This window comes from Chryseobacterium sp. AG363 (assembly GCF_003610675.1).
Lineage (GTDB): Bacteria > Bacteroidota > Bacteroidia > Flavobacteriales > Weeksellaceae > Chryseobacterium > Chryseobacterium cucumeris.
Window position 1 is genome coordinate 133,385 of sequence record NZ_RAQF01000005.1, and the last position, 13,840, is coordinate 147,224.

Annotated in this window: 10 protein-coding genes; 7 read left to right on the forward strand and 3 right to left on the reverse strand. The window is 36.6% G+C overall.

Features of this window, described 5'->3' with window-relative positions; translation table 11 throughout:
* Positions 1-22 precede the first annotated feature (22 nt).
* Complete coding sequence (locus DEU39_RS19090) at positions 23-376, reverse strand: WG repeat-containing protein (RefSeq protein ID WP_120233174.1); 354 nt, start codon at positions 374-376, stop codon at positions 23-25.
* 175 nt (positions 377-551) lie between these two features.
* On the opposite strand from DEU39_RS19090, the gene DEU39_RS19095 reads away from it, so the two are divergent.
* Positions 552-1,286, forward strand: coding sequence for a LytR/AlgR family response regulator transcription factor (locus DEU39_RS19095; RefSeq protein ID WP_065119735.1), 735 nt, complete (start codon positions 552-554; stop codon positions 1,284-1,286).
* 74 nt (positions 1,287-1,360) lie between these two features.
* Positions 1,361-1,903 carry a lipocalin family protein gene (locus DEU39_RS19100; RefSeq protein WP_120233004.1) on the forward strand — a complete coding sequence of 181 codons (543 nt, stop codon included), beginning with the start codon at positions 1,361-1,363 and terminating at the stop codon, positions 1,901-1,903.
* Positions 1,904-1,968: 65 nt separating this feature from the next.
* On the opposite strand, the gene DEU39_RS19105 is transcribed toward DEU39_RS19100, so the two are convergent.
* Positions 1,969-2,442, reverse strand: a complete 474-nt coding sequence (locus DEU39_RS19105) for a hypothetical protein (RefSeq protein WP_120233005.1) — start codon at positions 2,440-2,442, stop codon at positions 1,969-1,971.
* 114 nt (positions 2,443-2,556) lie between these two features.
* Here DEU39_RS19105 and DEU39_RS19110 point away from each other — a divergent pair, with 114 nt between their 5' ends.
* From DEU39_RS19110 to DEU39_RS19125, 4 genes are all read left to right on the forward strand, one after another.
* Positions 2,557-3,807, forward strand: a complete 1,251-nt coding sequence (locus DEU39_RS19110) for a CinA family nicotinamide mononucleotide deamidase-related protein (protein WP_062676371.1) — start codon at positions 2,557-2,559, stop codon at positions 3,805-3,807.
* An 88-nt stretch (positions 3,808-3,895) separates the two neighbouring features.
* On the forward strand, positions 3,896-7,294 hold the full coding sequence (locus tag DEU39_RS19115; protein ID WP_120233006.1) for a polysaccharide deacetylase family protein: 3,399 nt from the start codon (positions 3,896-3,898) through the stop codon (positions 7,292-7,294).
* Between the two features lie 176 nt (positions 7,295-7,470).
* Positions 7,471-9,528 carry a M13 family metallopeptidase gene (locus DEU39_RS19120; protein ID WP_062676369.1) on the forward strand — a complete coding sequence of 686 codons (2,058 nt, stop codon included), beginning with the start codon at positions 7,471-7,473 and terminating at the stop codon, positions 9,526-9,528.
* A 293-nt stretch (positions 9,529-9,821) separates the two neighbouring features.
* The gene (locus tag DEU39_RS19125) at positions 9,822-11,918 is read left to right on the forward strand and encodes a M13 family metallopeptidase (protein ID WP_120233007.1); all 2,097 of its coding nucleotides are present in this window, start codon (positions 9,822-9,824) and stop codon (positions 11,916-11,918) included.
* Between the two features lie 60 nt (positions 11,919-11,978).
* Here DEU39_RS19125 and DEU39_RS19130 read toward each other — a convergent pair whose 3' ends face one another.
* Positions 11,979-13,025 carry a hypothetical protein gene (locus tag DEU39_RS19130; RefSeq protein WP_120233008.1) on the reverse strand — a complete coding sequence of 349 codons (1,047 nt, stop codon included), beginning with the start codon at positions 13,023-13,025 and terminating at the stop codon, positions 11,979-11,981.
* 354 nt (positions 13,026-13,379) lie between these two features.
* Here DEU39_RS19130 and DEU39_RS19135 point away from each other — a divergent pair, with 354 nt between their 5' ends.
* Entirely contained in the window at positions 13,380-13,826 is a 447-nt protein-coding gene (locus DEU39_RS19135; protein ID WP_041461881.1) for a type VI secretion system contractile sheath small subunit, read from the forward strand.
* Positions 13,827-13,840 lie beyond the last annotated feature (14 nt).

The following is a 13,840-nucleotide window of genomic DNA, read 5'->3' on the forward strand; positions in this document are numbered from 1 at the left end:
AATTCAAATCGATCTGTGGTTTCTATTTGATATATTTTTTCTTTAAAACAGAAAAATTCTTTTTGATATAGTCCAGTTCATAATGGGCAGGAATGATTTCAGTACCTGAACGGTTAATAAATCCATAGGTCCCCGTTATGTTTTTTACCAATGCCAGATCCTCAGAGTATTCACCGAATTTATTAATCCTGGAATACACAGGTTGAGTGATGATTTTTCCGCTTACATCTGAAATTCCATACGTTCCGGAATTGGTTTTTGTAAGTCTCCAGTTTTTATTGATCTTACTGATATCCTCTCTTTCTGAAATTTTCATCTGTGAAAAAGAAAAACTGAATACACTCATGCAGCAAAGAATAAGAAGTTTTGATTTCATATGATTTTGTCTGGTTTATTAATTTTAATCTCTAAAATAAATCTTTTGCACCTTTCCTGCAATAAAAGTTACCAAAAGTATGGCTAGAGAACTTGTGTCAGCAAATTGTAAGGTTGGTTAAATATTCCTAATTTGCACCTGCAATCTAATGATCTACTACCTAAAATCTGATCTGATGAAAATAAAAGCTGTAATTATAGATGATGAACTCATAGCAAGAGAAGTTTTACGAAACTATCTGACCAAATACTGTCCGCAAGTGGAAATTCTGGGTGAAGCTGAAAATATTAAAGAAGCCGTGCCATTAATCGCTGAAAAGCAGCCTCAGCTGGTCTTCCTGGATGTGGAAATGCCTTTTGGAAATGCCTTTGATGTACTGGAAGCTACCAAAGAATTCTCCTATGAAACTATTTTCATTACTGCATTTTCACAATATTCATTACAGGCTTTAAATAAATCAGCAAGTTATTATATTCTAAAACCTATTGATATTCAGGAACTGATTCTTGCAGTCAATAAAGTAACAGAAAGTCTTGAGAAAAAAGATGAACTCAACCGGAATAAAATCCTTCTTGAAAACCTGAAATTAAAACCTGAAAAACAGCAATTGATTTTGCCAACTTTACAAGGATTTGACGTCGTAAAAACCGAAGATATTGTAAGACTTCAGGCGGATGGAAATTTCACTCAGGTATATCTTACGGATGGTTCAAAGAAGATGGTATGCCGCTTTCTGAAACACTTTGATGATCTTCTGGAAAATCCGTTTGTGAGGGTTCACCGTTCCCATATTATCAATACAGGTTTTGTGAAATCCTACCATAAAAGCGGAACAGTGATGCTGTCTGATGATACAGAAATTGAGGTTTCAGGAAGCTTTAAAGATAATTTCCTGAAAGTATTTTCATAGAATTTATTGTACCTTAACAGACTTAAGGCATTATTTTTGACGTTTTTATAACAACCATACAAAATCTTTCTGTCATGAAAACTATTCATAAAATTATACTTCCCGTTTCGTTAGGAGCATTGGGGCTTATCGTTTTCAATTCCTATTCTGTAAGGATTCCCAGAGGTGCATCTGCTGTAAAGAATTTTGATCTTAAAAAATATCTGGGCAGATGGTATGAGATTGCCCGTTTTGATTACAGGTTCGAGAAAAATATGGACAATGTTACTGCAGAGTATACAGAGAATCCGGATGGAACAGTTCAGGTCAGAAATAAAGGTTATGATTACGTTAAAAAAGTATGGAATGAATCTATTGGAGAGGCAAAATTTGTAAAAGACCCGACAGAAGCACGCCTTAAAGTTTCATTTTTTAAACCAATATGGGCGGGTTATAACGTTATAGATATTGATGAAGACTATCAATATGCTCTTATAGCAGGAAGCAGTTTAAAATATTTATGGATTCTTTCCCGTACTACCAATATTCCTGAAAGCATCCGCCAGCGTTTCATTCAGAAAGCAAAAAAAATAGGCTATAATACTGATGAACTGACCTGGGTAAAGCATAACCAATAAAAAAACGAAGAAAACAGATGAGGTTCCTAAACTAATTTGCTCTCTGTTTTCTTTATTCTAAGCTTTTAGCTGTTTATATATTCCTTCCATTCTTCAAAACGGTGGTCAATAACCTGTTTCATCAGATCATAATTTTCGTAGGTGTCTTCGATGTGGTAGAATGTCTCGTATTCGTAGTCGCTTTCCTCTGCTTTGGCATCAAAAATATTCACATAATCATCAGCAAATGAACTATATCGGTTACCGAAATCAGTATCGTCTGCATAATAGTCTTTGGCAAAAAGATTTCCCAGTTCATTCAGATCATATTCGGAAAATTTTCCATCGCAGGAATCCATAACAAATTCTGCTCCAGTCATTTCTCTTCGTTTTAGTTTTTCTATTTCTTCTGCAGCATCTTCTTTCAGTTCATCGGAGATCAGATTGTTATGAATACACCAGTTCAGAAACATTCCTGTATGTGTTGCCCCGTTTTTCTGAGGAAGTCCTTCCGGAAAATCACCACCATAATGCCATGACGCATCATCATATTTAGACATAATTTGTATTGTAGTTTTTGATAATTCTGGCAAAAATAGAAAAAATCAATTTATATTGCCGCTGCCATAGAATTTTCCGTCATTTGCATAGAATTTTTTTCAACAAAAAAACATATGGAAAAAGCTGTTCTGATTACTATCGGGGATGAAATTCTTTCCGGAAATACGGTAGATACCAATTCTAATTTTATTGCAACTGAACTTAAAAATATTGGAATAAAAGTTATTCAGATTCTTACAATCTCAGACGAAATTGAAACCATTAAAAATGCTTTAAGTACTGCCTTTGAAACCGGAGACTTAGTCATTACAACCGGAGGACTTGGGCCAACCAGAGATGATAAAACCAAAAAGGCACTTGCTGAATATTTCAATGATGAAATTGCATTGGATGAGGTAACCTTCGATCATTTGAAAGGCTATATGGAAAGAAGAGGACGCGCAGATATTCTGGAGAGAAACAAAGAACAGGCTTTTGTACCTACAAAATCCATCGTTTTTCAGAATCATTACGGAACGGCACCATGTATGATGATGGAACAGGACGGGAAATTGTGCTACAGTCTTCCTGGAGTTCCTTATGAAGTAAAACCACTGATTAAGGATCAGATTATTCCTTATTTACAGCAAAGATTCAGCCTTCATTATATCCATACCAGAATTGTTTCTGTAGTAGGAATTCCTGAGAGTATCCTTGCAGACAAAATTGAAGAATGGGAACTGGCGCTTCCTGAAAATATTGCACTGTCTTATCTTCCGGTAGGAACACGTGTAAAACTCCGTCTGACAGCTTCCGGTGAGAATGAAGAACAGTTGAAACAAAGAACAGAAGAAGAAATTCAAAAATTACTTCCTCTTGTACAAGGTCATGTAATTGCCGTAACTGAAGATAAAATAGAAAATATTCTGGCAGAAATGCTCACTGAAAGAAATTTGACGATTTCTACTGCAGAAAGCTGCACGGGAGGTGAACTGGCCAAAATGATTACTTCAGTTTCCGGAAGCTCAAAATATTTTCTAGGGGGAATGGTAGCTTATGCCACAGAGAAAAAGATTAAAATTCTAAATGTTTCCAGAGAAACCGTTGATGAGTTCACTGTAGTGAGTGAACAGGTGGCACAGGAAATGGCCAAAGGCTGTCAGGAATTGTTTGAAACTCATATTTCCCTTTCTACAACAGGCGTTGCCGGGCCAGGAAAAGGAGAAGACGGTAAAGATGTAGGAACGGTTTACTATACAATCAGGATCAATGATCAGGAAGTCACCTCCAAATTATATATGCCACATCTGGAAAGAGTAGACTTTATGGATTTTGTTTCCCAAAAGGTGATTCAGGATCTGGTAAGTCTTCTCGTAAACAGTTAAATACGATATATCTTTTTAATTTTTTTTTAATTAATTTTTATATAGTTTTTCACGCTTTTTGAAAGCCCTACAATAAATTTCAAAAAGCGTGGAAAATTCCAAACAGATTTTTCAGACCAGCAGCAAAAAACGCTGGAAAAGTGTCCAATGGGGAAGCCGTATTTTTATTTTCATAGGAATACTGCTTCTGCTTGCTTTAGGTCTGATGATGACTCTGGACAGAAGTCCTAAAATACCTTTTAAAGAAGATTATAAAGCGGTAATTACAGCTAATAGACCTTATCTTCAGGAGAATAAAATTTCAAAAGAATATAAAGGTTTCAGAAGCTTTATTTCTGAAAAAACAATCCATACCAGCCTCGACAAAATTGAGAAGGCGAGAGCAGAAAGATACAAGAATCAGAACCGAAACTGGGCCCAGTTTCCGGCAGGAATTCGTTCTGCATTTTATGTAGCGTGGGATCCTCAATCGCTGATGTCACTGAAAAGAAATATCAGACACGTCAATCTTGTTTTCCCTGAATGGTTTTTCCTTGATCCCAAAACAGGAGATCTGAAAACCAATGTAGATCCGGAAGGATATAAAGTGATCAAAAGAACAGGTGTGGCTGCCATGCCGATGCTTAGTAATAACTTCGACAGAGAATTCCGTTCAGAAGGACTGGTAAAAGTTCTTAATGATCCCCAGAAAAGAACTCATCTAATCCAAAAAATCACTCAGCAATGTAAAAAATACCACTTCAAAGGAATTAATATTGACTTTGAAGATATGAATCTGAATTCTGATGAGAATCTGATCGCCTTTATGAAAGAACTTTCAGAGACTTTCAAAAAAAATCAGTTACTGGTTACGATGGATATCATGACGGATAATGATGATTACAATATTCCAAGGCTGAATCCTTATGTAGATTATTTTGTGCTGATGGCTTATGATGAATATTCAGCAGGAAGTGATGCAGGTCCGGTTTCTTCTCAAAAATGGATTGAAGAGCAGACTGGAAAAATTGTAAAACAAACCTCTCCTCAAAAGATTATTTTAGGGTTGGGAGCATACGGTTACGACTGGAGTTCCAATAAGGATGATAATACTTCTGTTACTTATATGCAGGCAATTACCAAAGCCAGTGCCAGTAAAGCAGTTATTGATTTTAATGACAATACTTTTAATTTAAATTATTCTTATACTGATTCTAAAAATTTAACCCATACCGTATTTTTTAATGACGCCGCTTCTATCTTCAACACAATGCGTTTCTCTTCAGAATATCCTCTGGCCGGAACAGCGCTCTGGAGATTGGGAAGTGAAGACAGCAGAGTCTGGAATTTCTATGATAAAGATCTTACTTTCGCCGGACTTTCAAAAGTGAATTTGAAATCACTTGAAAATGTAAAAGGGCAGACCATGGTGGATTATATCGGAGACGGAGAAGTTCTGGATGTTCTGAATACCCCTCATGACGGAAAAATTGCACTGGAGATTGATCCGAAAGAGAAAATTATCACAGACGAAAATTATGTCACTTACCCAAGTTCATATGAAGTAAAAAAATACGGAAGCGCTCCTCAGAAAGAGCTTGTCCTCACTTTTGATGACGGTCCGGATGAAACGTATACGCCGCAGGTATTGGATATTCTTTCCAAATACCACGTTCCGGCAGCCTTCTTTCTGGTAGGATTAAATGCAGAAAAAAATCTTCCGCTTGTTAAAAGAATTTACAGAGAAGGACATGAAATAGGAAATCACACCTTTACCCACGAAAATGTAGCAAAAGTAAGCCCGGAAAGAGCTTTGCTGGAAATGAAACTGACAAGATTGCTGATCGAATGTATTACTGGTCACAGTACCATTCTGTTCAGAGCTCCTTATAACGCTGACTCTGAGCCTACCACTTCAGAAGAGATTATTCCGGTAGCATTGGCCAGACAGCAAAACTATCTTGATATTGGGGAAAATATAGACCCTGAAGACTGGCAGCCGGGGATAAAAGCAGATGAAATTGTAAAACGTGTAATGGCTGGAATCAAGCAGCAGAGAGGAAATATCATTCTTCTTCATGATGCAGGCGGAGATACCAGAGAAGAAACGGTAAAAGCTTTAAAAATTCTGATCCCGACACTTCAGAAACAGGGCTATCATTTTACCAATCTAACGAATATTCTGCACAAAAGCAGAAACGAGTTGATGCCTGAAGTTCCTAAAACGAGATCATATTACATCATGCAGCTGAACCTTGTATTGGCTACTGTTATCTACGGAATAAGCCATTTCCTGGTTGCATTGTTTACCATTTTCATTGTGTTAGGAATGATCAGATTACTGCTGATGGCATACTGGGCTTTTAAAGAAAGAAGCAAAGAAAAAAAACTGGGTGAGTTTCCGGTTCTGAAATCTTATCCGAAGGTTTCCATCATAGTTCCTGCTTATAATGAAGAAGTGAATATTGTGTCTTCCCTGCAGAATTTGTTGAAACAGACTTACCCCAATTTTAATATTATTATGGTAGATGACGGAAGTAAAGATTCTACTTATGAAAAAGCATTGGAAGCATTTCCGGATCATCCGAAACTGAAAATCCTTACCAAAGGAAACGGTGGAAAAGCCACTGCCTTGAATTTCGGAATATCACAGACCAATGCCGAATATGTAGTATGTATTGATGCTGATACGAAACTGCAACAGGATGCTGTGAAATATCTTATTGCAAGATTTTTAAATTCAAGTGCGGAAGAAAAAATAGCCGCTGTAGCAGGAAATGTGAAAGTAGGAAACAGAGTCAACTGGCTTACCAGATGGCAGGCTATAGAATATACAACAAGTCAGAATTTTGACAGGCTGGCGTATGCACATATCAATGCCATTACCGTTATTCCGGGAGCTATCGGAGCATTTAAAAGATCCGTGATCATTGAAGCAGGAGGCTATTCATCCGATACTCTGGCAGAAGATTGTGATATTACGGTGAAAATATTAAAAGCCGGATATACTGTAGCGAACGAAAACAGAGCAATAGCAGTAACGGAAGCTCCCGAAACCACAAAACAGTTTTTAAAACAACGTTTCCGCTGGACTTATGGAATTATGCAGATGTTCTGGAAACAGAGACAGACTTTCCTTAACCCCAAATATAAAGGATTGGGACTTTGGGCAATGCCGAATATTTTATTATTCCAATACATCATCCCATTTTTCTCGCCATTGGCAGATGTGATTATGTTCTTTGGAATCCTGTCCGGAAACGGAGACAAAATATTCACCTATTATCTGATTTTCCTTTTGGTAGATGCTTCATTAGCATTAGTAGCATTCATCATGCAGCGGGAAAAACTGATCAATCTCCTGTATATTATTCCACAGAGATTTGGGTATAGATGGCTGATGTATATTGTATTATTTAAAAGTTTAAGAAAAGCATTGAAAGGCGAAATGCAGTCCTGGGGATTCCTGAAAAGAACCGGGAATGTAAAAGAGATAGCAACTTCTTAATGAGGTTGGTGGCTGAAGAATGAGGCTGGAGGTTGTTTTCATGACTTTCATAACTTCCAGCTTTCTGTGCGCAACTTCCCACTTAGGATACTTTCATGTTATTTATTTAAATTTGTTTTCATATTCAAGTAACAAATCTGAAATAAATCATACATATTCTAAAAATTGTTATCATAATGAAAAAAATAACGCTTTCTTTGTTTTTAATAGCAGGGATCTGCACTCAGACTACAATGAGCGCACAAGCTAAAGCTGCTAAAGTAGCAGTGAATAACACAGATAAAGGTTTAGACCTTAGCTTGATGGACACTTCAGTACGTCCGCAGGATGATTTTTACAACTATGTAAGTGGAACCTGGATGAAAACTGCCAAAATTCCATCTGACAAACCAACTTGGGGAAGCTTCAACAAACTGGCTGAGGATACGGATAACAATTCCATGACCATCCTGAACTCTCTGCTGAAAGATAAATTTGCTGACGGAAGTGAAGGAAAAAAAATTCAGGATCTGTATGCTACTTATATGAACATGCAGAAAAGAAATGCCGATGGAATTAAACCAATTCAGGAAAACCTGAACAAGATTGACGCTATTAAAAACATGACTGATCTTCAGAACTACCTTACTTCTGTAACGAAAGAAGGTGAAAATGTTTTCTACGGATGGGGAGTGGATGCAGACCTTAAAGATTCTAAAATGAATGCAGTTTACTTAGGTAATGCTTCTCTAGGTTTAGGAAGAGATTACTATCAGAAGGTAAACGAAAAAAATACTGAAGCTATCGCTGAATATCAGAAATATGTAGCTTCCATGCTAAAAGAATTAGGATACAAAAATGCTGATGAAGCAGCAAAAGGTATCGTTAATTATGAAAAGAGCATCGCACAAACTTACCTGACCAATGAGCAGAGCCGTGATAACACGCTTCAGTACAATCCTAAGACGATGGCTGAACTTTCTGCTTTGGTAAAAAATGTTGACCTTCCAGGTTATCTTAAAAAAGTTGGGGTAAATTCTGACAAAGTAATTATCAGTGAATTAGGATTCTATAAGAACTTCGATAAATTGGTAAATGCTCAGAATCTTCCTGTAATCAAAGATTATCTGAAATTCCACATGATCCACGGAAGCGCTTCTTACTTAAGCGAAAACTTAGGAAATATGAAGTTTGCTTTCTATGGTAAATACCTTAGAGGACAACAAGAGCAAAGAGCTCTTAACAAAAGAGGATTTGAGTTGATCAACGGTTCTTTAGGAGAAGCTTTCGGAAAATTATATGTTGAGAAATATTTCCCTGCTGAAGCAAAAGCTCAAATGGTGGAGTTGATCGACTATTTAAAGAAAAGTTTCGCTGTTCACATCAATAACTTATCTTGGATGTCTTCAACAACTAAGGAAAAAGCAATGCAAAAGCTGAATAAGTTTACTGTAAAAGTAGCTTATCCGGACAAATGGAAAGACTATTCAAAATTAAATATCGTTTCTGAAGCTAAAGGAGGAAATCTATATCAGAACCTTCAGAACATCGGTGAATGGCAGTATAACAAAGATTTGGCTAAAATTGGTAAGCCAGTAGATAAAACAGAATGGGGAATGACTCCTCAGACTGTAAATGCATATTACAACCCGGTAAACAACGAGATTGTATTCCCTGCAGCGATCCTTCAGCCGCCATTTTTTAACCCTAAAGCAGATGCAGCTGTAAACTTCGGAGGTATCGGAGCGGTTATTGGTCATGAAATGAGCCACGGATTTGATGATTCAGGTGCACAGTTCGATGCAGATGGTAACTTAGTAGACTGGTGGACTCCGGAGGATAAAGCAAACTTCGAAAAAGCAACAAAAGCTCTTGCTTCTCAATATGACAAATACGAGCCTGTAAAAGGAACTTTTGTAAACGGTACTTTCACAAATGGTGAAAATATTGCTGATTTAGGTGGTGTAAATATCGCTTATGATGCTCTTCAAATGTACTTAAAAGATAAAGGAAACCCAGGAAAAATCAGCGGATTCACTCAGGATCAGAGATTCTTCCTAAGCTGGGCAACCGTTTGGAGAACATTATCAAGTGAGAAATATATGGTGAATCAGGTGAAAACCGATCCACACTCTCCAGGATACTTCAGAAGTTTTGGTCCGCTTATCAACGTTGACGCTTTCTACAAAGCATTCGACGTTAAAAAAGGAGATAAACTATACAAAGCTCCGGAAGACAGAATCAAAATCTGGTAACAATAACAGCCGCTCAGCAATGAGCGGTTTTGTTTTTTTAGGTAGCAGGTGATGGGTTGCAGATTATAGGTAATAAATAATAAGTAATCATGATTAGGAATCTAAGTGATAATTTTATATTAACGGTTTCCATCATTCCCCTCTTTCGGAGGGGTGGCAAAAATTCTTTGAATTTTTGACGGGGTGGTCTAATAACATTAAACTTTAAATCCCGAATTATCAATTATCATTCATTACATATCATTAAAGTTTGTATATTTGATAAGTTTGTGTAAAATCAAAAATTATCTTTAATGAAAAAGCTAAATATTGGAATACTTGTCCTTTCAGGTATTGTATTTCTTAACTCATGTGGTGCAGCAAAGACTGTAGGGACAGACAATAAAACAGAAGCTACAGCAAAAGTAGTTGAACCGGTAAAAGAAGAAGCAAAAGAAGAGGGAATCAATTTATCGTATATGGATACCAGTGTCCGTCCACAAGATGATTTTTTTAGCTATGTGAATGGAAACTGGGTGAAAACGACTCAGATTCCTTCAGATAAAGCAAACTGGGGATCTTTCAATGCATTGAGAGAAAATGTAGATGATGCTTCATTAGATATATTAAACAAAATTCTTACAGAATCATATCCTTCCGGGTCAGAAGGACAGAAAATCCAGAATCTGTATGCCTCTTTTATGGATACCAATAAGAGAAATGCAGAAGGTCTGGCTCCTATCAAAGCTGATCTTGCCAAAGTAGATGCTATTAAAAGTCTTGGTGATCTTCAGAAATATCTTTTAGAAGCTACAAGATTAGGCGATAACTCTTTCTATGGATGGAGAGTAGGTGCTGATATGAAGAATTCCAATATGAATGCGGTGTATCTTGGCGGTCCGGATCTTGGTTTGGGGAGAGACTATTACCAGAAAGTAAATGATGCCAATACTAAAACACTGGCGGAATATCAAACCTACGTTGGAAAGTTATTCGGAGTTTTAGGATATAAAAATACTACTCAGGCGGCACAGAATGTGGTAGACTTTGAAAAACAGCTTGCTAATTATTTATTGACTCTTGAGCAGAACAGAGATGCCAATTTAAGATATAACCCTAAAAAAGTATCAGAATTATCTGGGCTTGTGAAAAACGTTGACCTGGCAAAATATCTGAAAGATGCAGGAGTAAACACAGACCGGGTGATCATCGGAGAACTGAAATATTACCAGAATATGGATCAGTTCATTACCCAGAAAAACCTTCCTTTACTGAAAGACTATCTGAAATACCATATTATCAATGGAAACGCAAGTAATCTGGATGACAATTTGGAGCAGATCAGATTCGATTTCTATGCTAAATATTTACAGGGACAAAAAGAACAGCGTCCGATGAACAAAAGAGGGCTTACCCTTGTCAATGGTGTTCTTGGTGAAGCTTTCGGAAAATTGTATGTAGACAAATACTTCACTCCAGAAGCTAAAAAGCAGATGGAAACGTATATTGATTACCTTTTAAAATCATTTAAAACACACATCGCAAATATAGACTGGATGTCTCCTGAAACCAAAGTAAAAGCTCAGGAAAAACTATCCAAGTTTACAGTGAAAATCGCTTATCCTGACAAATGGAAAGATTATACTCAGTTGAAAGTAGAATCACCAAAAGAAGGGGCTACATTATATTCTAATCTTCAGAATGTAGCAGCATGGCAATATCAGAGAAGCTTAGATAAAGTAGGAAAACCTGTTGACAAGACAGAATGGGGAATGTCTCCACAAACTGTAAATGCTTACTACAGCGGATCAAACAACGAAATTGTATTCCCGGCAGCCATTCTTCAGCCTCCTTTCTACAATCCTAAAGCGGATGCTGCAGTGAACTTCGGAGGAATCGGAGCCGTTATTGGTCACGAAATTTCTCACGGATTTGACGACAGCGGTTCACGTTTCGATGGAGACGGTAACCTGAATAATTGGTGGACGGATGCAGACCGTAAAAACTTTGATGCAAAAGTAGGCCAGTTAGCTGCTCAGTACAGTGCTTACGAACCTGTAAAAGGAAGCTTCGTGAACGGTAAATTTACAAGTGGTGAAAACATTGGTGACTTAGGTGGAGTAGCAGTGGCTTACGATGCCCTTCAGATGTACTTAAAAGATAAAGGAAACCCTGGAAAGATCAGCGGATTCACTCAGGATCAGAGATTCTTCATGAGCTGGGCAACGGTTTGGAGAACGAAAGCTACCGATCAGTATATGATCAACCAGGTGAAAACCGATCCCCACTCTCCGGGAATGTTCAGAGCATTTGGTCCGTTGGTTAATCAGGACTCATTCATCAAAGCATTTGATATCAAACCGGGAGACAAAATGTATAAAGCTCCTCAGGACAGAATAAAAATCTGGTAATTTTACCATAAATTGTTAGAAAAGAAAGAATCCGATTCAATACGAAGCGGATTCTCTTTTTTAATATTCTTTCTTATAGTTTCGGAGCACAAACTTTATTCCGGTTTCTATAATATCTCCCATGGTTTTACAATATTTGAAATTAACATCATAGGTGAGTTTTTGTAAAGCTGTTCTTAGTTCTATGACATTGGCTTCCGGTGCAAGATTGTCTTTTTTCATAATAGAAATAAGTTCATCAAATCTGTTTTGACTGCTCGTTACTCTTTTTACAATTTGTGAACGTACTTCTTTGCGGTATTGTTCTATGGAACTTGGCTTCAGCTTTTCCAATACCATATTCACCATTTGATTATTTTCTTTGAAATACTGTGGAAGATAAACTTTCAGATTTCCCTCATACGTTTGCTGATCAAAATCGATAGGACGGATTCTGTAAATAACCTGATCAAAATCGTGTATCGGAATCACCACATAATTATAAGAACGCATATCACCAAGGAGTCCAATAAGGCAACGCTCATTGAATTTCACAAATTCTTTGGAAATCTGTGCTTTTTCAAGTTCGGAGCAGTTGGATAAATGTTTCTGAATAAAAACGTCTCCGGGAATTCCTAAAATATGTTCCTCGATCAAAGTGTTTTTGTAAACCAGAAAGTTTATTCGGTTGGGGGAAAGCAGATCTTCAAGTTCCAGCCCGAATATTCGGGAAGCATCTGCCTGTTTAATATAAAAATAGGTGTAATTATCGTTAAGTATATTTCTCACCCGAATACGAAAAGGTTTAGAATTTCCGAACGTACAAAAGTCGATCGTATCAACTTTCAGATATGGTAAAGTAGCAATATCTCCATCAGAATGAAGGAGGGTATAGATTTTATTTAAATTGGCCTCTATTTCTTTAAACTCATATTCAGAATACAGTACCCCAAGCCACAAAGTATCTTTGCCATCTTTATCCAGAATTCTTACACTGTCGCTGAACCTTAAAAGATCTTCATACAGAAACTTAATCTTGGTCGTTCTGTTATATTTTTCCAAATATTGCTGTAATGCTTCTGAAACAGGAAATATCGGTTTTCTGAATGCTATTTTTACATCTTTCATGACACTGTTCACTTTGTTTAAATATAAAGAATAATTTTTTGTAAAATCTTAGCAATTCTTATTTTAACATTTATCAGACATGTTTTTAAAAGAGTAAAGCGGACAAAAATTTTATTTTATTTTTCTTGGAAGACTTTATTTATTTTTTCATAGCTTAGTGATATCGTAATACGGTGATTTTATGTTGAATAAATGCAGAAGAATTTAGATGATCCAAGAAAAATCTTAGTAAAATTTTGTATGTTACAGTTTTTTTTTAAATTTAAACATTGGATTGGTAATTTATTTGATTCATCGGTAAATTACTCAAGAACAGATCCAAACCAAAATAGTAAATCTCAAAATAACAATAATATGGCAATGTTTAATTATGGTGTTGGCGGAAACGAGGTAAAAGTAGACGCTAATGAAGCTATTCAGGAAATACAGGAAAATAAATCACTGATAGTAAGCCAGCTTACAACAGAAGAGTCTTATACCCCTGAAATCGTAACAGGATTAAAAACAGTGGAAGACGTTTTCAGACATTTCCAGCCTTCAGTATCGGTACAGCACGAAACAGAAGATGGTGGAGTGGTAGAAGAAGAATTCCGTTTTCAAAACCTTGGAGACTTTACCCCTAAAAGCCTTACTCAGAAGTCAGATTATCTGCAGCAATTGAGCATGGAACAGGAGCAGTACAATAAAATAGTACGTCAGCTGAAAACAAACAAAATTCTACGCAATATGCTGGAGAACGATCAGACAAGAGCGGCGTTCATAGAGGTATTGAAAGAAGTGGCACAAGAACTTGAAAAATAATTAAAGACTTACAT